Consider the following 19,677-nt stretch of genomic DNA (forward strand, 5'->3'; position numbering starts at 1 on the left):
GTGAGCAAATCTAATGATTGTGTTTTATATTTAATGTATCCCAAGCTCTGACCGCTATTCGTAATCACTTCCTGGCCGCTTAACCTTAACTCGCCGCGTTGCGGTATCCGTGCAAGCTATGGAGGGGAAAAAGATGGACGAGTACTCACCGAAACGGCATGATATTGCCCAGCTTAAATTCCTGTGTGAGAGCCTGTTTGACGAAAGCATGGCGACGCTGACCGACAGCCATCACGGCTGGGTTAACGACCCGACTTCTGAGAACAATTTACAGCTTAATGATTTGATTGAGCACATTGCTTCTTTCACGATGAATTACAAAATTAAGCATGCTGAAGATGAAGATCTGATAACGCAAATCGACGACTATCTTGACGATACCTTTATGCTATTCACTAATTACGGTATCAATGCCCAGGATCTGAATCGGTGGCAGCGTTCCGCCCGACGCTTATTTAATCTTTTTAGCGAAGAGTGCGCTTTCCTTCAGCAACCCAGTCACTCCATTTAGGTAAACACGAGACCGGTTTATTTATGAACGATAAAAATCTGACTAAAACTGATTATTTGATGCGGCTGAGACGCTGCCGCTCGATCGATACGCTCGAACGCGTGATTGAAAAGAATAAGTACGAATTATCCGATGACGAACTGGCGGTATTTTACTCCGCTGCCGATCATCGTCTGGCTGAACTGACGATGAATAAGCTTTACGATAAAGTTCCTGGCTCGGTATGGAAGTTTGTGCGTTAACACACTGTTTTTCCTTCCTCTTAGCTACAACACACCCGCTTTATTCTGAATAAATCTTTAACTGGCCATGGAGTGGCGGTTATGAGAGACGTCTGGGGATTTTCCGAGAGGAGAAAGTGGTGGAGGCCCTGCCAGCCACATCCCGGCACACGCGTCGCCTGCTGCGGCTGCTTCCTTCCGGACCTGACCGAGTTCACAAGTTAGCATTGCGGGAGGACCAACAGAGCCTCCATTGACAAGCCCTCTTTCGAAGGCGGGGGCATTATCAGGGAAGCCCCCGGCAATTGCAAGCGCCGACCGGATGACCGTTGTTTTCTTGAACAATGCGTCTCGCCAGAGGGCCGCAGGGCTGTGCTACAGTAGCGTTTTTGCTTCTGCGCAAGGTCGTTATGGATCCGCAAGAGAGTTTTCAGCAGCGCATATGGCACATCGTGGCCGCTATTCCGCCAGGCAAAGTCGCTACCTATGGCGATATCGCCCGGCTGGCGGGTTCGCCGCGTGCGGCGCGTCAGGTGGGCGGCGTACTGCGTCGTTTGCCCGTCGGCAGTCGGCTGCCGTGGCATCGCGTCATTAACCGTCACGGCACCATTTCGCTACAGGGCGACGATTTGTTAAGACAACGCGACGCGCTGGCGGCGGAAGGCATTGAAATAAGTGACGACGGGCGCGTCGCGCTGGATGTTTATCGCTGGCAGCCCTGACAGCGGGGCGAAACCGCCCCGCTCTGAGATGATTACAGACTGGTTGGTGCAGGCACGGCGGAAGATGGCGTGACGTGAGTCGGCGAGGTCGAGGGCACAGTGCTGACCGCGCCGGGCTGCGTAGGCAGCGCGGTTTGCGGTACTGGCACCAGCAGCAGTTCCGCTTTGGTGCCGCCCTGGTTGATGACCGGTTTCACCGAATCGGTGATAAAGGCCAGCTTGCCGTCGATGGTAATAGCCGCGCTCAGCAGAATACGCGCATTGGGCTGGATATCCGCCGGGTTAAACGGCAGCACGAACTGGAACGGCGCCTGCTTGCCCTGCGTGTGTACAGCGCGCTGCGACAGCACTTTCGACGGCGCGTTGGATACTGTCGCGTCGGAGAGCGTGACCGTCAGCACCGCGTCAGGCGGCAATGCGATCCGCTGACGAATATAGACCGAACCGCTCACGTTAGGCTGCGCAATCGCCGCCTGTTGCCCTGCCGCGCTGGCGCCCAGCGTCGGTACCGGTACCGGCTTGCTGTGATCGGCACAGCCTGCAGCAGCTGCAATCAAGGTAATACCACTTACCACTTGCCAGAGTTTCATTGATGTCGTCTCCATCTGATCACTATGATTATCGGCTGCGAATTTATCGCCTGGGGTTTCATTCGCCTTATGTGGTTAATCCTGGCATAAAATCCAGATATTTCCTCTCTCTCCCCGCATGGCGTCCGCTGCACTCTTTGATTGACGGCAACTGGTCGGATCTTTCACACTGAGCGGGTTAACTTTGTGAGGATTGCACTATGAGCCAGGCGCTGCAAAATCTGCTGAATTTATTAAATCTGGAAAAGCTGGAAGAGGGTCTCTTTCGCGGCCAGAGCGAGGATTTAGGACTGCGTCAGGTGTTTGGCGGTCAGGTGGTCGGCCAGGCGCTCTACGCGGCGAAACAAACCGTGCCGGAAGAGCGTATTATCCACTCTTTCCACAGCTACTTTTTACGGCCGGGCTACAGCAAGAAAGGCATTATTTACGATGTGGAAACCCTGCGCGACGGCAAAAGCTTTAGCGCGCGCCGCGTCAGCGCGGTACAGAACGGGCAGCCTATTTTCTATATGACCGCCTCTTTCCAGGCGCCCGAGAGCGGCTTCGAGCATCAAAACGCGATGCCTGAAGTGCCCGGCCCGGAGACGCTGGCGTCGGAGCAGGATCTGGCGCAAAAGATGGCGCATCTGCTGCCGGAAAAGGTGCGGGAGAAGTTTATCGCCGAGCGGCCGCTGGAGATACGCCCGGTTCAGATCCACAATCCGCTGAAAGGCCGCGTCGACGAGCCGGTACGTCAGGTCTGGATCCGCGCCAACGGCGGGCTGCCTGCCGATTTGCGCATTCACCAGTACCTGCTGGGCTACGCCTCCGATCTCAACTTTCTGCCGGTGGCGCTGCAGCCGCACGGCAAAGGATTTCTTGAGGCGGATATGCAGGTCGCTACCATCGACCATTCGATGTGGTTTCACCGCCCGTTCAACTTCAGCGACTGGCTGCTCTACAGCGTGGTGAGCACCTCGGCCTCCGGAGCGCGCGGTTTTGTGCGCGGCGAGTTCTATAACCAGCAGGGCGTGCTGGTCGCCTCGACCGTGCAGGAAGGTGTGATGCGTCAGCGCAGCGTATAAGCTATCAGGCCGCGCAAAAGCAAAAAATAAGGGGCGAATCGTCGCCCCTTTTTGTTTTTCTGTTTTTAGCGCACTGCTTTTCTTGCCCAGCAGCTTACTGGTTGTAAGCGTTCTCGCCGTGGCTGTTGACGTCCAGACCTTCGCGCTCCTGCTCTTCCGGCACGCGCAGGCCGACAATCATATCCGCCAGCTTAAAGCCGATAAAGGCGACCACCGCAGACCAGACGATCGTTACGCCGACGCTGAACAGCTGCACCCATACCTGATGGCCCATGGTGACGCCTTCCGCATAGCCGACGCCGCCCAGCGAAGAAGAGGCGAATACGCCGGTCAGGATACAGCCGACGATGCCGCACACGCCGTGCACGCCGAAGACGTCGCACGGGTCGTCCACGCGCAGCATTTTCTTCAGCGAGGTCACGCCCCACAGCCCGGCCAGACCGCCCACCAGGCCGATAATCAGCGCGCCGCCGACGCCCACATAGCCGCAGGCCGGAGTAATGGCCACCAGGCCGGCGATAAAGCCCGAACAGGCGCCCAACAGTGACGGTTTACCGCGCACCGCCCATTCGCCGAAGGTCCATGACAGCACCGCGCCTGCGGTCGCTACCACAGTGTTCAGGAAGGCCAGCGCGGCAATTTCGTTAGCGGCGGAGGCGGAGCCGGCGTTGAAGCCGAACCAGCCCACATAGAGGATCGCCGTGCCGGTGAAGACCATCGGCAGATTATGCGGTTTGAACGCCTCTTTGCCGAAGCCGGCGCGTTTGCCCACCAGATAGGCGCCGACCAGACCCGCGATAGCGGCGTTAATATGCACCACGGTGCCGCCGGCGAAGTCCAGCGCGCCATCCTGCGCAAGAAAACCGCCCGCCCAGACCATGTGCGCAATCGGCAGATAGGCCAGCGTTACCCACACGCCGACAAAAATCAGCACGGCGGAGAAGCGAATACGCTCGGCGATGGCGCCGACGATCAGACCCACGGTGATACAGGCGAACGACGCCTGGAACGCCACGTGGATATACTGATAGAAACTGCCCATTACCGCTTTCAGCTCGATGTTTTTCAGCATCGCCCACTGGAAGCTGCCGAAGAAGGCGTTGCCTTCGCTAAAGGCCAGCGAATAGCCGTACACGATCCACAGCACGCAGACCAGTGCAAAAGTCACCGCCACCTGCGTCAGCATAGAGAGCACGTTTTTGCCGCGAATCAGACCGCCGTAAAACAGCGCGATCCCTGGAATCGTCATAAACAGCACCAGCGCGGTGCAAATCATCATAAATGCGTTGTCGGCCTTATCCGCTACGGCAGGCGCAGCCATCGCCAGCGACGGTAACAGCGACAGGCTGATGAGGCCCAACAAGGTGAGTGCTTTATTCATTTTTTTCCATCCCATCAGATAACGTAGCCGAAATTAGAGCGCTGCTTCGTCGGTTTCACCGGTACGAATACGAATAACGCGCTGCAGCTCGGCGACAAAAATTTTGCCGTCACCGATCTTGCCGGTATAGGCCGCTTTGCTGATCACATCCACCACTTCGTCGAGCTGGTCGTCGGCGATCGCGACGTCGATCTTGACCTTGGGCAGAAAGTTCACGCTGTACTCGGCGCCGCGATAGAGCTCTGCATGGCCTTTCTGGCGACCGAACCCTTTAACTTCAGAGACGGTCAGCCCCTGAATGCCGATAGAGGAGAGAGCTTCGCGCACATCCTCCAGTTTGAACGGTTTGATGACCACGGTAACCAGCTTCATTGCATCCCCTCCGGGTAATAGACAAGTGAGTCGCCTCAGACACGCAGAGACAGAAGCAAAGGCTGTGCCAGGAATGAAAACGCGCAGGCGGCGCGGCATAAATGCAGTCCGGCCCGGCCTGAATTGGCAAAAGAAGAGAGTGGAAAAAGAAAAGCGAAACCAGAAGCTAAATAAACTGCACTTCTTTGGTGCTTGTGGCCTCAAAGAAGTGCAAAGAGTGAGAACATTCTGATAAATGCGCGCAAAAAAGGTGCAATTTACTCTACGGTAGCGACCGCCTTGCCCGACGCGAGTTCATCGCCCGCCTGCTGCAGCTGATACATCTGCCAGTAGCGCCCCTGTCGCGCCAGCAGCGCGGCGTGATCGCCCTGCTCTACCACCTGACCACGATGCAGCACCAGAATAGTGTCGGCCTCGGTAATGGTCGACAGACGATGGGCGATCACCACCAGCGTCGTGTGCTGGCGCAGTCTGCTCAGCGTCTGCTGAATCGCCTGCTCGGTGCCGGAGTCGATATTGGCGGTCGCCTCGTCGAGGATAAGAATCTGCGGCATCTCCACCAGCACGCGCGCCAGCGCCAGCAGCTGCTTCTGCCCGACCGACAGGTTATTGCCCTGTTCGCCGAGTCGTGTATGAATGCCGTCTGGCAACGCATGCGCCAGCGATGCGAGCTGCACCTGCTCCAGCGCCTGCCAGACTGCCTCTTCGCTGATATCGCGACCGAGGCGCACGTTAGCCAGCAGGCTGTCCGCCAGCACCACCGGATCCTGCTGCACCATGGCGATGCCGCGACGCAGCGTCTGATGGCTGAGCTGACCAATGGGACGATCGTCCAGCCAGATTTCGCCGCGCGTCGCCGGATAGTAGCCCATCAGCAAATTCGCGAGGGTGCTTTTACCGCTGCCGGTATGGCCGACCAGCGCCACGAAACTGCGCGCCGGCACCTCAAGGTTGATATCGCTCAGCACCTCGCGATCGGCGCGATAGGCGAAACTCAGCTGACGCAGCGAGATGCGTCCCGAAGTCAGTGGACGATCGTCGCTGCCGTAGCGCTGCTGCGTGGCATCCATCAGCTCGAAAATGCGTTCGCCCGACACCACCGCCTGCTGCAGCATCGACTGCTGTGTCGTGAGTTCGATCAGCGGTTCGTTGAGACGGCCAAGATAGGTGATAAAGGCATAGAGCACGCCGACTTCGAAAATGCCCGGCGAGGAGAAGCTGAACAGCATCAGCAGCCCGCAGAGGATCATCGCCGAAAACAGGCTGAGCAGCGGACGCAGCAGAAAACCGTCGAGCCGCAGCGTCTGCATGCGCGCCTGATAGTGCGAGCGGCTGGCCTGGCTCATGCGCTCGCCGAAGCGCGCCTGCTGGCGAAACTGCTGGATCACGCTCATACCGTTGATCACTTCGTTAAAGCCGTTGTTGATATCCGCCAGATAGCTGCGCACGCGGCGCGCGATGGGCGTGCTGTAGCGCTGATAAATCAGCATCACCGTCAGTACCAGCGGAAAGATCGCCATCGCCACCAGCGCCATGCGCCAGTCGAGGCTGAACATCGCCACCATCATCGCGCCGATCAGCGCCGCGCTGCGCAGCACCGTGGCCACCACCGTCACGTAAAGATCCCTGATCACTTCGGTATCGTTGGTGACGCGCGAGATAATCTGTCCAACCGGCTGGGTGTCGAAGGCGCTGAGCGGCTGACGCAGCGCCGCGTCCATAACGTCGCTGCGCAGCTGCTGCACTACGCCGATCGCCGCGCGGTTAAACAGTAGCGCCTGAAAATAGTGCAGCCCTGCCGCCAGCAGCTGCAGCAGAATAAAGCCCGTCACCAGCCCGGCGACGATGCCCCAGGGCATCTGGTGCTTCGCCACCAGGTTATCGATAAAGTAGCTGACCAGTACCGGTCCGGTCACCTCGGCCGCGGCGGCGATCCAGAGCAGACCGACCGCCAGGCCCAGCGATTTGCGCCACGGCCTGCCGTAGGCGAGCAGCCGCTTCAGCGTTGGCCATAAGCGTTTAGAGGTCGCCATCGAGCGCTCCTTTTGCCGATTCGTCTTCGTCCAGCGCCGCCTCAAGCTGTTGATAGCGATACATATCGCGATACCAGCCCGGCTGCGCCGCCAGCGCGTCATGATTGCCGCGCTGGGCGATCTCGCCCTGCTGCAGCACCAGAATTTCGTTCGCTTCCGCCAGCGCCGACAGGCGATGTGCGCTGATAATCAGGGTGCGGCCCCGGCCCCAGAGGCGCAGGTTATGCAGAATATCGTGCTCGGTGCGGCCGTCGACCGCCGACAGGGCGTCGTCGAGGATCAGGATCTCCGCGTCGAGCAGCAGCGCGCGCGCAATTGATAGCCGCTGCTTCTGGCCGCCGGAAAGCATCACGCCGCGTTCGCCCACTTCGGTGGCGTAACCCTGCGGCAGCCGCAGGATATCCTCATGCACGCAGGCCAGCTTCGCCGCGCGCTCAATCTCCTCCTGAGTGACGTCGGGCTTGCCCAGCGCGATATTGCTCGCCACGCTGTCGGAGAAGAGGAATGGCGTCTGACTGACGACCGCCAGCCGGCTGCGCCAGCTGTCGATGCGCAGCTGCGTCAGGGGAATGTCGTGGTAGCGAATATCCCCCTGGTCGATATCGAAATGGCGCTGCAGCAGGCTGAGCAGCGTGCTTTTTCCGCTGCCGGTTGGGCCGCACAAGCCCAGCATCTGTCCGGGCTTCAGCGCAAAGTTGAGGTTGCGCAGCACCGGCGCGGCGCTGGCCGGATAGCGAAACTCGCGGATCGAAGCCTGCAGCACGCCCGCTTCCGCCGGTGGCTCCCTTTCGCCATCCTTGACCGCAGGCGCTTCCGCCAGCAGCGCGCCGATGCGGCTCCAGGCGGCGCTGCCGCGCTCGACGATGTTGAACATCCATGCCAGCGCCAGCATCGGCCAGATCATCAGGCCGAGATACATCACAAAGCTGGTGAGCTGACCGAGCGTCAGCTGGTCGTGCCACACCATCCAGCTGCCGCCGCCGATCGCCAGCAGGTTCGAGAAGCCGATAGCGATATAGATGGTCGGGTCGAAACGGGCGTCGACGCGCGCCACGCGCAGGTTTTTCGCGCCGGTATCGCGCGCAAAAGCGGAGAACTGATCCGACTGGTGCGACTCCAGGCCAAACGCCTTAATCATGCGGATGCTGGTCAGGCTCTCCTGCGTCTGGTCGTTCAGGCTGGAGAAAGCCGCCTGCGCCAGCTTAAAACGGTCATGCAGCTGGTTGCCGTAGCGGTGGATAAACAGCGCCATGATCGGCATCGGCACCAGCGACAGCAGCGTCAGCTGCCAGCTGATCTGCAGGCTCATCACCAGCAGCACCACGCAGCCCATCACCAGCGAATCCACCAGCGTCAGCACCCCTTCGCCGGCGGCGAACACCACGCGATCCACGTCGTTAGTGGCGCGTGCGATAAGATCGCCGGTGCGATGACGCAGGTAAAAAGCGGGATGCTGACGGCTGAGCTGGCGATAGAAATCTTCGCGCAGTTCGACAGCAAGCTGATAGGAGGCGCCGAACAGCAGCACGCGCCAGACGTAGCGCAGCAGATAGGTCGCCACGGCGGTGACCAGCATCACGCCGATCCACATCATAATAGTGCGCCCGCTCATGGTGTGATGCGTGACGCCATCAACGATTACACCCACCAGATGCGGCGGCAGCAGCTGCAGGATAGCGATAACGATCAGGAGAGTGATCGCGCCCAGATAGCGTCGCCACTCGCGGATAAAATACCAACTTAACTGGCTAAATAGTCGCACTACGCTCTTCTCTTTCTTTTGCCTCAGGGGGCAACGGGTAACGCCGTGGTGTATTTGATCTCCTCCATGGCGAAGCTGGAGGTGACGTCGATCAGGCCCGGCACGCTGTTGACCAGACGCTTGTAAAAGTCATCGTAGCGTTTCATATCCGCAACCTGAATGCGCAGCAGATAGTCGAACTCGCCCGCCGTGCGGTAGAACGCTAGCACCTCAGGCATCTCCTGCACCGCCGTGACGAAGCGCTGATACCATTCGCGGCTGTGCTGCTGCGTTTTAACGAACATAAAGGCGGTCAGCGCGAGGCCGAGCTTTTCCGCATCCAGCAGCGCGACGCGTGCACGGATGATACCGTCATCCTCCAGCTTTTTCAGTCGCTTCCAGCACGGCGTGGTAGTGAGGTTAACGGCGTCCGCCAGCGCCTGCAGCGATAGCGTGCAGTCCCGCTGCAGCAAATCAAGTAAATGACGGTCAGTTTTATCTAACATTTCTCTCCTCGGGAGAATATTTTTCTCCAGATACGCCATTATAGCGAGAATAAAGCCAACTCTTTTTCCTACGCGTGCCTTACAATCAGCCCATCTTTTCAGCCGGAATCGCATCATGAGTAACTGGACTCGCCACGCCATTAATGAAATCAACGCGGACTTTCAGCGCTCCGCCGAAACCCACCTGATTCGCTTTCGCCTGGCGGATTATCCCGGCATCGATTTCTATCTGAAAGATGAGAGCACCCATCCCAGCGGCAGCCTGAAGCATCGGCTGGCGCGCTCGCTGTTTCTTTACGGGCTGGCGAACGGCTGGATCAACGAGAACAGGCCGGTGATCGAGGCCTCTTCCGGCAGCACCGCGGTCTCGGAGGCCTATTTCGCTCAGCTGCTCGGCCTGCCCTTTATCGCCGTCATGCCGGCGAGCACCGCGAAGCGCAAAATCGAGCAGATTGAGTTCTATGGCGGCCAGTGCCACTTCGTCGCCGACCCGTGCGAGCTTTACAGCGCCTCAATGGAGCTGGCGCGGGAGCTGGACGGCCATTTTATGGATCAGTTTACCTACGCCGAGCGCGCCACCGACTGGCGCGGCAATAATAACATCGCCGAGAGTATTTTCCGCCAGATGGCGCTCGAGCCTTGTCCCGTGCCGCATACGCTTATTATGGGCGCCGGCACCGGCGGCACCTCGGCGACGCTGGGCCGCTATATTCGCTATCAGGGCTTTGCCACGCGGCTGCTGGTGGTCGATCCCGAGCACTCGGTGTTTTACGATTACTGGCACAGCCGCGACGCGACGCTGCGCAGCCCGCGCGGCAGCCAGATCGAAGGCATCGGTCGTCCGCGCGTCGAGCCCTCTTTTATGCCCGACGTGATTGACGAAATGATGAAAGTGCCGGACGGCGCCACGCTGGCGGCGATGCTGAAGCTGGCGCACATTATCGGCCGTAAGCCAGGCGCCTCAACCGGCACCAATTTCTGGGGCATGATGCAGGTGGCGAAGCGGATGCGGGCGAACGGCGAACGGGGCGCGCTGGTGACGCTGATGTGCGACAGCGGCGAGCGCTATCCCGACAGCTATTACGATGAAGGCTGGGTCACGCGGCAGTTTGGCGATATCAGCCGCTGGCAGCGCGAGCTGGAATAAAATCGCGGACTCCCTGTCCGCTTCACTGTAATCCTCAGCATTCGGGGGAATACGCGAGGTGCGGCGTCGCCATCCAGTGATCTAAATAGTGAGACACCGCCTGTGTCTCGCAATGGCCGATAACCGGCAAATGGGGCAGCGCGGACTTGAGCTGGCTCATGGCGTTGCCCATCACAAACCCTTTCCCCACCAGTCCCAGCATTTCGCGGTCGTTCATGGCGTCGCCGAAGGCCATGCACTCCGCCAGCGGCAGCGAAAGATGCTGACACAGCATGGCGAGCGCGCTGCCTTTGTTGCAGTTGAGCGGCAACACCTCCAGACAGTCGAGCGCCGAGAAACAGATATGGGCGCGGTCGCCGAGCGCCGCCTCCAGCTGCGTCTTCAGCTGGCAAAGCCGGTCGTGACTCTCGACGAAGCAGATTTTGGTGACCTGGTGCGCGGGAATGCTTTTCAGGTCGCGCAGCTGATAGCGAAAGCCGCTCAGCGCGTGCGCCTGCAGCATCTGCGGCACCGGCACGTCGGTAAACCAGCCGTCGTCGTTGAAAACGTGCACCGTGGCGGCGCTATCCCAGCGGCTGTGCAGCACCTCTTCCGCCACCGATGGCGAGAGATCGCTGGCGAATAGCAGATTGCCGTCCAGATCGTGCACGCGCGTGCCGTTGCCGGTGATCAGCCACGCGGGCAGCGTGATGCGCTGCCGCAGGATCTGCATCTCCAGCAGGTGACGACCGGTGGCGAAGGCCAGCTGTACGTCGCGCTGATGCAGCGCCAGCAAACTGTTTAACGTCTGCTGGCCCAGCTGATGGCTGGGCAGCAGCAGCGTGCCGTCCATATCAAATGCGGCAAGTCGCGCCATTGCTCTCTCCCGTTGATAAATCAGCATTCACTATCGCCTGGCAATCCCGGAACTAATAGTGAATACTTTTCGAAAACTGTTCCGGGTTTTCTATGCGCCAGCTTAATCGCCTTAATCAGTTTCAGCGTCTGTGGCAGCTGAGCCAGGGCGCCCCCCAACAGACCTGCGTGGCCGAGATGGCCAGCCGCTGCTTTTGCAGCGATCGTCACCTGCGCACCCTGCTGTCGCAGTGGCAGCATGCAGGCTGGCTGCGCTGGCAGGGCGAATCGGGGCGCGGCAGGCTGGGCACGTTGACCTTTCTTCGATCGCCCGAACAGCTGCGGCAACAGCTGCTGCAGACGCAGCTGCAGGCGGGAAATGCCGCCGAAGCGCTGCAGGTGCTGGATATGGCGCCGGAGCGGCTGGTGGATCTGCTGCGTCCGCTGATGGGCGGCCAGTGGCAAAACGACGCCCCTGTGCTGCGCATTCCCTACTATCGTCCGCTCGATTCCGTCGCGCCGCTGCAGATTGTCGGGCGCGCCGAACAGCACCTGGCGCGTCAGCTCTTTTCCGGCCTGACGCGATTCGAAGCGGATGAGCCGGTCGGCGATCTGGCGCATCACTGGCAGCACGCCGACGAGGGGCGCGTCTGGCTGTTCTGGCTGCGTCCGCAGCTGTTCTGGCATAACGACGAGCCGCTTCAGGCCGCGCAGCTGGTCGAGCAGTTTCAGCGCATTTTGCAGGACGCGCGCGCGCAGCGCCTGCTGGCGGACGTCGCAAGCGTAGACGCGCCGCATCCGCTGGCGCTGCGCTTTCGGCTGAGCCGCAGCGACTACTGGCTGCCCTGGCGACTGGCGCATCAGCTCTGTTTGCTGCCCCATCCGCAGCAGCCGCGCCTCGGCAGCGGCCCCTGGAAGCTGGCGCACTTTACGCCCGAACTGGTGCGTATCGAGAGCCATACGCGCTGTCACCTGCAGCTGCCGCTGATGCAGGCCGTTGAGTACTGGATTACGCCGACGCTGTTCGATCGTGCACTCGGCACCAGCTGCCGTCATCCGGTGCAGATCGCCATTGGCGATGCGGCGGATCTGGCGTCGCTGCGTCCGGTCAGTCGCAGCATCAGCCTCGGCTTTTGCTACCTCGCCTGTCGTCCGCGCGCCGGTTTTAGCCCGGCGCAGGCGCGTCGTCTGCTCCGCCTGCTACAGCAAAGCGGCATCGTTGCGCAGCTGCCGCTGGAAGAAGGGCTGATTACGCCGAGCAAAGAGCTGCTGCCGGGCTGGCCGGTGCCGCAGGTGGAGGATGAGGCGCCGCATCTGCCGCCGCGCCTGACGCTGCACTACCAGCTGCCGGTCGAACTGCATGAGATGGCGCAGGCGCTGCGCGAGCTATTGCGGGCGGAGGGCTGTGAGCTCACCCTGATCTTTCACGACGTAAAAAGCTGGCAGAACAGCGAGGATCTGGCGCAGGCCGATCTGGTGATGGGCGACCGGCTGATCGGCGACGCGCCGCTTTTTACGCTGGCAAGCTGGCTGGAGATCGATCGGTTGTGGCCTGCGGAAACCAGCCAGCATCTTCGTCAGCAGCTGTCGAGGATACAGCGGCTGGCCGACGGCGGGGCGCGCCGTGCCGCACTGCACCAGCTCTACCACAATCTGATGCGCGACGGGCTGCTGCTGCCGCTGTTCAACTATCGCTATCAAATCTTCGCGCCCCCAGGCGTAGAGGGCATCCAGCTTAATACCCTTGGCTGGTTCGACTTCAGCCGCGCCTGGGTTCCGCCGCCGCTGACGGCGTGAAGGCGCGCTTCCCGCTGTTCAGCGGGCGGGAGAGTGATTACCATAGACGCAAAATTTTCGACCAGGACAAAATGATGAAACGAGCCGTTGTAGTCTTTAGCGGTGGACAAGATTCCACCACCTGCCTGATCCAGGCGTTGCAGCAGTATGACGAAGTGCACTGCGTCACCTTCGACTACGGCCAGCGCCATCGCGAAGAGATCGAGGTCGCCCGCGCGCTGGCGCTGAAGCTGGGCGCTCGCGCCCATAAGGTGCTCGACGTCACTCTGCTGAACGAGCTGGCGGTAAGCAGCCTGACCCGCGACAACATTCCGGTTCCCTCTTATGATCCCGCCGCCAGCGGCCTGCCGAGCACCTTTGTGCCGGGACGCAATATTCTGTTTCTGACCCTCGCCTCGGTTTACGCGTATCAGGTCGAGGCGGAGGCTGTCATCACCGGCGTCTGCGAAACCGATTTTTCCGGCTATCCCGACTGCCGCGACGAGTTCGTTAAAGCGCTGAACCACGCGGTCAGCCTCGGCATGGCGCGCGAGGTGCGTTTTGAAACCCCGCTGATGTGGCTCAATAAAGCAGAGACCTGGGCGCTGGCCGACTACTGGCAAAGCCTGACGCTGGTACGCGAAGAAACGCTGACCTGCTATAACGGCGTCAAGGGCGACGGCTGCGGCGAATGCGCCGCCTGTCATCTGCGCGCACGCGGCCTGAACGACTATCTCGCCGATCGCGACGCCGTGATGGCGGCGATGAAAAGCAAAAGCGGCCTGATCTGATATCGGCGCGGCGCCGCACAGATGCGCCGCGCTGTTGACTCAGACGGAGAAAGCCTCAAGCCGCGCGCGCAGCTCGCTCTCCAGCGCGACCGCTTTCTGCGTGCGCAGATCGATGCAGACAAAGGTCAGCGCCGCATCCGCCACCAAAGTTTCGCTCCCCGCCAGCGTTACGCGCTGGGTAATCACGCCGCTTTTTCCGTTCAGCTGCGTCATTTCACTGTGTATTGCCAGAACGTCGCCCAGCACAGCCGGGCGACGATAGTTGATATTGATATTCACCACCACGAACGCCAGCTGCTGCTGCTGCAGCCAGTTGAACGCGTCCGCCTCTTCGAGCCACTGCCAGCGCGCCTCTTCCAGAAACTCCAGATAGCGCGCATTGTTGACGTGCTGATACACGTCGAGGTGATAGCCGCGAACTTTAATCGTGGTCTGCATGCCTGACATCTCCTGTCGTTAAAGAGGACCTAACTGGTATGACCTCTTTAGCGTAGCAAAAGCCTTTTTGCCGCGCGGCAAAAGCGTCAGGGTTGCGCCTTAGCTCACAGTTTCAGCCGCCCTGCGTTACGTTCGATAAGCGAATTGCCGATGCCCGGCACCTCCTTTAGCTGTTCGACGGCGGTAAACGGCCCGTACTGCTCGCGGTAGCTGACAATCGCCTGCGCCTTTTTCAGCCCGACGCCGTTCATCGCCGCCGACAGCTGCTCGGCGGTCGCCTCGTTAATGCTGATTTTTTCGCCTGCCGCCTGCGCGGCCTGGGCAGTCGGCGTTTCGCCTGCGGTTTCCGCCGCCGTCACGCTGGAATAGCCGAGTGCGCCGCCAAGCGCGAGGGTAAAGCAAAGAACGGACAATAGTGATTTAGACATGCTCTGTTTCTCCTTATGTTTAACAGCAAGGAGAGCGTGACAGAGAAGAGAGAAGGCCTCAAAAGGCAACATCCAGAAATGGAAAAGGCCGCGCAAGCGGCCTTTTCGGTTTTCACTGCAAAACACTTTTTTGCGAGCGTTACTGCATTTGCGCTGCCGCGCCGTATTTAATTTTGGCTTCTTTGCGCAGATTTGCGAGCAGCGCTTCGAACGCCAGCTGCGCGTTGTTCTGCGTCACGCCCTTAATCATTTCGTCTACCTGCTCCTGCGGCAGCGTACCGCTGCTGACCTTGTCCAGCGCCACCAGCACCACATTGCCCTGCATATCTTCGCTCATGCCCCACGACGCTTTACCGTCAACGGGCTGCGGCAGATTGAAGGCGGTTTGCGCGACCGGATCCTGGCTGTTGCGGTCGACGGTTTTGCTGGCGCTCAGCGTCAGACCGGCTGCGTTCAGCGCATCCTGTTTGCCCGCTTTGAGATCGGCCAGCAGTTTGTCCGCCTGCGCCTTCGCCTGCTGTTCCGCTTTATCGTGCTTCAGCGTGTCGGCAATCTGCGCTTTCACCTCATCCAGCGGTTTAATCGCTTCAGGTTTGTGCTCGCTGATGCGCAGCACGAACGCGCGGTCGCCATCCACGGTAATCACGTCGGAGTTGTTGCCTGGCGCACCGTTCTGGCCGGTCAGGCCGCCGTTAAAAATGGCGTTTTTCACCGCGTCGAAGTTGAGCTCCTGCGGCACGCTGTCACGGCTGAACCAGCCGGTTTCAACCACTTTCAGGCCGGAAGCCTGCGCAGCGCCAGCCAGCGACTCATTGTCGTTGCTCGCCGCTTCGCTCACTTTCTGCTGCTGCTGGTAGAAAGCGTCGACCGCTTTCTCCTGCTTCGCTTTGTCGGCCACCGCGTCGCGCACTTCGGCCAGCGGTTTGATCTGTTCCGGCTGGATATCGTCCAGACGCACCACAAGGAAGCCGACCGACGATTTAATCACGCCCGAAAGCTGGCCCTTCTGCGTCAGTCCGGCGTTTTTCAGCTCGTCCGGCGTGGTGGCCGGCTCAAGCCAGCCCATATCGCCGCCCTTGCGCGCAGAGATGGGATCGATCGATTTGCTTTTCGCCAGCGCGGCGAAGTCCGCCCCGCCCTTCAGCTGCGCCAGCACGGCGCTGGCATCCGCCTCGGTTTTGGTCTGGATGACGCTGTAGCGGTTACGCTGCGGCTGGGTGTAGTCCGCTTTATGTTGGTCGTACCAGCTCTGAATGTCGGCGTCGCTAACGCTGGCCTGCATGCTGGCGGCATCCATTTTGATGTAGCTGACGCGGAACTGCTCCGGCGCCATAAAGTTGTTTTTATGCTGCTGATAGTATTGCGCGATCTCGTCGGCCGTCGCGGTTTGTTTCGCCGCCAGCGCGTTGACGTCGATAGTCGCCTGACGAATGTCGCGCTTCTGCGACACCAGATCCACCAGCTTGCTGGTTTCGCCTTTCAGCATAAAGTCGGTATTAGCGACGGCGTTGATCAGCTGCTGGGTCGCCAGCTGCTTGCGCAGCGCTTCCGCATAGCGATCGGCGGTAAAGCCCATGCTGCTCAGCAGAGCGTTATATTTCGCGTTGTCGAACTTGCCGTTGGTCTGGAACGCCTGCTGGGCGAAGATCGCCTGCTTGACCTGATCGTCGCTGATAGTAATGTGGAGGTCGTTGATGTACTGATCGAGCAGCGCCTGATCCACCAGCTGCGACAGCGCCTGCTGACGCATCTGCTGCATGAAGCCGTCGTTGCCGGCAAGCTGCGAGAACTGATCGCCCAGCATCTGCTGCTGGCGGCTGCGCTCGTTGTTGAACGCCTGGTCGAGCTGCGCGCGGCTGATTTCCTGTCCGTTGACTTTAGCGGCGTAATCGCTGCCGCCGCCGATAAGGTAGTTGCCAACGCCGGTCAGCACGAAGGAGAGAATAATCAACCCCAAAATAACCTTGAGCACGACATGATTCGACGCCGCGCGTAAATTGTCCATCATGGTATGACAACGCTCCGCTGTAGTGTGGATATAAACCTCGGGCGCAACGCCTGTCGGATAAAGGTCGTTACGCAACTGCCGTTTAGCCTGGCAGCTTCACTCCTGTTGAGACAAGTCTTAGCGCGATTTATCCCCGGATCCGAATAAAAAAGGCACATCAAATTTGATGTGCCCGTATGTTACATGAGAACGCATGAACCGTCCTCTAGTCCACGGAAGAAAATGCTTCTGCGGACGGGTGCGATGTCATGCGTTGACAGCGTCTTTCAGCGCTTTACCGGCGCGGAAGCCCGGCACTTTGCCAGCGGCAATGGTGATCTCTTTGCCGGTCTGCGGGTTGCGGCCGGTACGTGCGGCACGTTCGCGTACGGAGAAAGTGCCAAAGCCCACCAGAGCCACTTCGTCGCCGCCTTTCAGCGCGTCGGAAACAGAACTGGTGAATGCGTCCAAAACACGTCCCGCTGCTGCTTTAGAAATGTCAGCGTCTGCAGCAATTTTGTCGATCAACTGTGACTTATTCACTCTCTTCATCCCCTCTTTTATTATTTCACTTCACATCCGCGCGTCCTGGCGGATACGAATGCGCAGCACGTTATATCAAGCCTGTTGAGGCGAAACAACGGAATTCATCTTAATCGCTGAATCCGCAGCCCCCTAAATTAACGGCACTAAAAAAAGCTGGCAAGCGCTCATTGGCCTGCCAGCTTCGCTTTTTAATGCTTTATGTCGCTAATCACTATTTTGCGGTAGCAACCTGCATGCCGTAAGGGGCGTTTTCCAGCGCAAGGCCTAAAACTTCTTCGATGCGTTTCACCGGATGGATCTCCAGATCGGCGATAACGTTGGCCGGAATCTCTTCCAGGTCGCGTTTATTATCGTCCGGGATCAGCACCACTTTAATGCCGCCGCGATGGGCCGCCAGCAGCTTCTCTTTCAGGCCGCCGATCGGCAGCACCTGGCCGCGCAAAGTGATCTCGCCGGTCATCGCCACGTCGGAACGCACCGGGTTGCCGGTCAGACAGGAGACCAGCGCGGTGCACATCGCGATACCGGCGCTCGGGCCATCCTTCGGCGTCGCGCCTTCCGGCACGTGAACGTGGATGTCGCGCTTCTCGTAGAAATCGCCGTTGATGCCCAGCTTCTCGGCGCGCGCACGCACCACGGTCAGCGCCGCCTGGATCGACTCCTGCATCACCTCGCCGAGCGAACCGGTGTAGGTCAGCTTGCCTTTGCCCGGCACGCAGGCGGTTTCGATGGTCAGCAGATCGCCGCCCACTTCGGTCCATGCGAGGCCGGTCACCTGGCCAACGCGGTTTTCGCTTTCGGCGCGGCCATAGTCGAAGCGCTGTACGCCCAGGTAATCCTTAAGGTTGTCACCGTTGATGGTGATGTGCTTCTGCTCTTTATTCAGCAGCAGCGTTTTCACCGCTTTACGGCACAGCTTCGACAGTTCGCGCTCCAGGCTACGCACGCCCGCTTCGCGCGTGTAGTAGCGGATGATGCCGACGATGGCGCTGTCTTCCACCGTGATTTCGCTCTCTTTCAGGGCGTTACGCTCAATCTGCTTCGGCAGCAGATGCTGTTTGGCGATATTGAGCTTCTCATCCTCGGTGTAACCAGAGAGGCGAATGACTTCCATACGGTCCAGCAGCGGCGCCGGAATGTTCATGGAGTTGGAGGTGGCAACGAACATCACGTCGGAGAGATCGTAATCGACTTCGAGGTAGTGATCGTTAAAGGCGATGTTCTGCTCGGGATCGAGCACTTCCAGCAGCGCGGAAGCAGGATCGCCGCGCATGTCGGATGACATTTTGTCGATCTCGTCCAGCAGGAACAGCGGGTTTTTCACCCCGACCTTCGCCATTTTCTGGATCAGCTTGCCTGGCATAGAGCCGATGTAGGTGCGGCGGTGACCGCGAATTTCCGCTTCGTCACGCACGCCGCCCAGCGCCATACGCACATACTTACGGCCGGTCGCCTTGGCGATCGACTGACCCAGCGAGGTTTTACCCACGCCCGGCGGTCCAACCAGGCAGAGGATCGGGCCTTTAATTTTGCTGACGCGGCTCTGCACGGCGAGGTATTCCAGAATGCGGTCTTTGACGCGCTCCAGGCCGTAGTGGTCGGTGTCCAGCGTCTCCTGGGCCTTGCGCAGGTCTTTTTTCACCTTGCTACGCGCGTTCCACGGCACCTGGACCATCCAGTCGATATAGCCGCGTACCACCGTCGCTTCGGCGGACATCGGCGACATCATTTTTAATTTCTGCAGCTCGGCTTCGGCTTTTTCACGCGCTTCGGTCGGCATTTTCGCCGCGTCGATTTTGCGCTTCAGGGCTTCGTACTCATCCGGTACGTCGTCCATTTCGCCCAGCTCTTTCTGAATCGCCTTCATCTGCTCATTCAGATAGTACTCGCGCTGGCTCTTCTCCATCTGCTTTTTCACGCGGTTGCGAATGCGCTTCTCAACCTGCAGCAGATCGATTTCCGACTCCATCATCGCCATGAGATATTCCAGACGCTCGTTCACGTCCGACATCTCCAGCACCGACTGTTTATCGGCTAATTTCAGCGGCATATGGGCCGCAACGGTGTCGGCGAGGCGCGCCGCATCGTCGATATTGTTCAGCGAGGTCAGCACTTCCGGCGGGATCTTTTTGTTCAGCTTGATATAGCCTTCAAACTGATTGATCGCCGTCCGTACCAGCACTTCCTGTTCGCGCTCTTCGATTTCCGGCGAGATCAGGTATTCCGCCTGCGCGGTAAAATGGTCGCCATTATCCGCCAGGGTAGTGATATGCGCGCGCTGCAGCCCTTCGACTAAAACTTTGACGGTGCCGTCAGGCAGTTTCAGCATCTGCAGCACTGAGGCTACGGTCCCTACAGAGAAGAGATCGTTAATGCCAGGTTCATCCGTTGAAGCCTCTTTCTGGGCAACCAGCATGATCTTCTTGTCATGATCCATCGCCGCTTCGAGGCAACGAATCGATTTTTCCCGACCAACAAACAACGGAATTACCATGTGCGGATAAACCACCACGTCGCGCAGAGGCAACACGGGGATTTCAATGCGTTCAGAACGCTCAGGATTCATAGAGCTCTCTCTTAGTTAGTGTC

19 protein-coding genes and 1 other RNA gene are annotated in these 19,677 nt (G+C 59.4%); 7 read left to right on the top strand and 13 right to left on the bottom strand.

Features of this window, described 5'->3' with window-relative positions:
* Positions 1-133 precede the first annotated feature (133 nt).
* Together tomB and JS46_RS14910 are read left to right on the top strand one after the other, a co-directional pair.
* Positions 134-511 carry an Hha toxicity modulator TomB gene (tomB, locus tag JS46_RS14905; protein ID WP_033752682.1) on the top strand — a complete coding sequence of 126 codons (378 nt, stop codon included), beginning with the start codon at positions 134-136 and terminating at the stop codon, positions 509-511.
* A 23-nt stretch (positions 512-534) separates the two neighbouring features.
* Positions 535-753, top strand: a complete 219-nt coding sequence (locus JS46_RS14910) for an HHA domain-containing protein (RefSeq protein ID WP_033752683.1) — start codon at positions 535-537, stop codon at positions 751-753.
* Positions 754-879: 126 nt separating this feature from the next.
* Here JS46_RS14910 and ffs read toward each other — a convergent pair.
* An RNA gene (gene ffs, locus JS46_RS23510) (signal recognition particle sRNA small type) lies at positions 880-976 on the bottom strand.
* Positions 977-1,142: 166 nt separating this feature from the next.
* Between ffs and JS46_RS14915 the strand changes: the two genes are divergently transcribed.
* Entirely contained in the window at positions 1,143-1,454 is a 312-nt protein-coding gene (locus JS46_RS14915; protein ID WP_033752684.1) for an MGMT family protein, read from the top strand.
* A 32-nt stretch (positions 1,455-1,486) separates the two neighbouring features.
* Here the strand turns inward: JS46_RS14915 and JS46_RS14920 are convergent, their stop codons facing one another.
* Complete coding sequence (locus JS46_RS14920) at positions 1,487-2,044, bottom strand: YbaY family lipoprotein (RefSeq protein WP_033752686.1); 558 nt, start codon at positions 2,042-2,044, stop codon at positions 1,487-1,489.
* Between the two features lie 200 nt (positions 2,045-2,244).
* On the opposite strand from JS46_RS14920, the gene tesB reads away from it, so the two are divergent.
* Complete coding sequence (tesB, locus tag JS46_RS14925) at positions 2,245-3,108, top strand: acyl-CoA thioesterase II (protein ID WP_033752688.1); 864 nt, start codon at positions 2,245-2,247, stop codon at positions 3,106-3,108.
* Between the two features lie 94 nt (positions 3,109-3,202).
* Here tesB and amtB read toward each other — a convergent pair whose 3' ends face one another.
* The 5 genes from amtB to JS46_RS14950 all read right to left on the bottom strand — a co-directional run bounded on the left by amtB (position 3,203) and on the right by JS46_RS14950 (position 9,141).
* On the bottom strand, positions 3,203-4,489 hold the full coding sequence (gene amtB / locus JS46_RS14930; RefSeq protein WP_033752689.1) for an ammonium transporter AmtB: 1,287 nt from the start codon (positions 4,487-4,489) through the stop codon (positions 3,203-3,205).
* A 33-nt stretch (positions 4,490-4,522) separates the two neighbouring features.
* Positions 4,523-4,861 carry a P-II family nitrogen regulator gene (gene glnK, locus JS46_RS14935; protein WP_033752690.1) on the bottom strand — a complete coding sequence of 113 codons (339 nt, stop codon included), beginning with the start codon at positions 4,859-4,861 and terminating at the stop codon, positions 4,523-4,525.
* A gap of 257 nt (positions 4,862-5,118) precedes the next feature.
* On the bottom strand, positions 5,119-6,894 hold the full coding sequence (locus JS46_RS14940; RefSeq protein ID WP_033752692.1) for a SmdB family multidrug efflux ABC transporter permease/ATP-binding protein: 1,776 nt from the start codon (positions 6,892-6,894) through the stop codon (positions 5,119-5,121).
* Positions 6,881-8,656: a SmdA family multidrug ABC transporter permease/ATP-binding protein gene (locus tag JS46_RS14945; RefSeq protein ID WP_033752694.1), complete on the bottom strand. Its 1,776-nt coding sequence runs from the start codon at positions 8,654-8,656 to the stop codon at positions 6,881-6,883. Before JS46_RS14945 ends, JS46_RS14940 begins: the two co-directional genes overlap by 14 nt.
* A gap of 23 nt (positions 8,657-8,679) precedes the next feature.
* Positions 8,680-9,141: an Lrp/AsnC family transcriptional regulator gene (locus JS46_RS14950; RefSeq protein WP_033752695.1), complete on the bottom strand. Its 462-nt coding sequence runs from the start codon at positions 9,139-9,141 to the stop codon at positions 8,680-8,682.
* 115 nt (positions 9,142-9,256) lie between these two features.
* On the opposite strand from JS46_RS14950, the gene JS46_RS14955 reads away from it, so the two are divergent.
* On the top strand, positions 9,257-10,288 hold the full coding sequence (locus tag JS46_RS14955; protein WP_235213009.1) for a PLP-dependent cysteine synthase family protein: 1,032 nt from the start codon (positions 9,257-9,259) through the stop codon (positions 10,286-10,288).
* Between the two features lie 34 nt (positions 10,289-10,322).
* Here JS46_RS14955 and cof read toward each other — a convergent pair whose 3' ends face one another.
* Positions 10,323-11,144, bottom strand: coding sequence for an HMP-PP phosphatase (gene cof / locus JS46_RS14960; protein ID WP_033752698.1), 822 nt, complete (start codon positions 11,142-11,144; stop codon positions 10,323-10,325).
* A gap of 92 nt (positions 11,145-11,236) precedes the next feature.
* Here cof and JS46_RS14965 point away from each other — a divergent pair, with 92 nt between their 5' ends.
* Both JS46_RS14965 and queC read left to right on the top strand, forming a co-directional pair.
* Entirely contained in the window at positions 11,237-12,919 is a 1,683-nt protein-coding gene (locus JS46_RS14965; RefSeq protein WP_033752699.1) for an SgrR family transcriptional regulator, read from the top strand.
* A gap of 74 nt (positions 12,920-12,993) precedes the next feature.
* Positions 12,994-13,689: a 7-cyano-7-deazaguanine synthase QueC gene (gene queC / locus JS46_RS14970; RefSeq protein WP_033752894.1), complete on the top strand. Its 696-nt coding sequence runs from the start codon at positions 12,994-12,996 to the stop codon at positions 13,687-13,689.
* A gap of 39 nt (positions 13,690-13,728) precedes the next feature.
* Here queC and JS46_RS14975 read toward each other — a convergent pair whose 3' ends face one another.
* The 5 genes from JS46_RS14975 to lon form a co-directional block, all read right to left on the bottom strand.
* Positions 13,729-14,127 carry a YbgC/FadM family acyl-CoA thioesterase gene (locus JS46_RS14975; RefSeq protein ID WP_033752700.1) on the bottom strand — a complete coding sequence of 133 codons (399 nt, stop codon included), beginning with the start codon at positions 14,125-14,127 and terminating at the stop codon, positions 13,729-13,731.
* A 104-nt stretch (positions 14,128-14,231) separates the two neighbouring features.
* Positions 14,232-14,555, bottom strand: a complete 324-nt coding sequence (locus JS46_RS14980) for a helix-hairpin-helix domain-containing protein (protein WP_033752702.1) — start codon at positions 14,553-14,555, stop codon at positions 14,232-14,234.
* Positions 14,556-14,694: 139 nt separating this feature from the next.
* The gene (gene ppiD, locus JS46_RS14985) at positions 14,695-16,563 is read right to left on the bottom strand and encodes a peptidylprolyl isomerase (protein ID WP_033752703.1); all 1,869 of its coding nucleotides are present in this window, start codon (positions 16,561-16,563) and stop codon (positions 14,695-14,697) included.
* 246 nt (positions 16,564-16,809) lie between these two features.
* Positions 16,810-17,085, bottom strand: a complete 276-nt coding sequence (hupB, locus tag JS46_RS14990; RefSeq protein ID WP_033752705.1) for a nucleoid-associated protein HU-beta — start codon at positions 17,083-17,085, stop codon at positions 16,810-16,812.
* Between the two features lie 214 nt (positions 17,086-17,299).
* Positions 17,300-19,654, bottom strand: coding sequence for an endopeptidase La (gene lon, locus JS46_RS14995; RefSeq protein ID WP_033752706.1), 2,355 nt, complete (start codon positions 19,652-19,654; stop codon positions 17,300-17,302).
* Positions 19,655-19,677: the final 23 nt, after the last annotated feature.

The sequence above is a fragment of the Pantoea sp. NGS-ED-1003 genome, assembly GCF_000738765.1.
GTDB classification, from domain to species: domain Bacteria; phylum Pseudomonadota; class Gammaproteobacteria; order Enterobacterales; family Enterobacteriaceae; genus Pantoea; species Pantoea septica.

Coding starts and splice junctions, on each gene's coding strand:
- tomB (WP_033752682.1), top strand. CDS start 134: ATGGACGAGTACTCACCGAAACGGCATGATATTGCCCAGCTTAAATTC.
- JS46_RS14910 (WP_033752683.1), top strand. CDS start 535: ATGAACGATAAAAATCTGACTAAAACTGATTATTTGATGCGGCTGAGA.
- JS46_RS14915 (WP_033752684.1), top strand. CDS start 1,143: ATGGATCCGCAAGAGAGTTTTCAGCAGCGCATATGGCACATCGTGGCC.
- JS46_RS14920 (WP_033752686.1), bottom strand. CDS start 2,044: ATGAAACTCTGGCAAGTGGTAAGTGGTATTACCTTGATTGCAGCTGCT.
- tesB (WP_033752688.1), top strand. CDS start 2,245: ATGAGCCAGGCGCTGCAAAATCTGCTGAATTTATTAAATCTGGAAAAG.
- amtB (WP_033752689.1), bottom strand. CDS start 4,489: ATGAATAAAGCACTCACCTTGTTGGGCCTCATCAGCCTGTCGCTGTTA.
- glnK (WP_033752690.1), bottom strand. CDS start 4,861: ATGAAGCTGGTTACCGTGGTCATCAAACCGTTCAAACTGGAGGATGTG.
- JS46_RS14940 (WP_033752692.1), bottom strand. CDS start 6,894: ATGGCGACCTCTAAACGCTTATGGCCAACGCTGAAGCGGCTGCTCGCC.
- JS46_RS14950 (WP_033752695.1), bottom strand. CDS start 9,141: ATGTTAGATAAAACTGACCGTCATTTACTTGATTTGCTGCAGCGGGAC.
- JS46_RS14955 (WP_235213009.1), top strand. CDS start 9,257: ATGAGTAACTGGACTCGCCACGCCATTAATGAAATCAACGCGGACTTT.
- cof (WP_033752698.1), bottom strand. CDS start 11,144: ATGGCGCGACTTGCCGCATTTGATATGGACGGCACGCTGCTGCTGCCC.
- JS46_RS14965 (WP_033752699.1), top strand. CDS start 11,237: ATGCGCCAGCTTAATCGCCTTAATCAGTTTCAGCGTCTGTGGCAGCTG.
- queC (WP_033752894.1), top strand. CDS start 12,994: ATGAAACGAGCCGTTGTAGTCTTTAGCGGTGGACAAGATTCCACCACC.
- JS46_RS14975 (WP_033752700.1), bottom strand. CDS start 14,127: ATGCAGACCACGATTAAAGTTCGCGGCTATCACCTCGACGTGTATCAG.
- JS46_RS14980 (WP_033752702.1), bottom strand. CDS start 14,555: ATGTCTAAATCACTATTGTCCGTTCTTTGCTTTACCCTCGCGCTTGGC.
- ppiD (WP_033752703.1), bottom strand. CDS start 16,563: ATGATGGACAATTTACGCGCGGCGTCGAATCATGTCGTGCTCAAGGTT.
- lon (WP_033752706.1), bottom strand. CDS start 19,654: ATGAATCCTGAGCGTTCTGAACGCATTGAAATCCCCGTGTTGCCTCTG.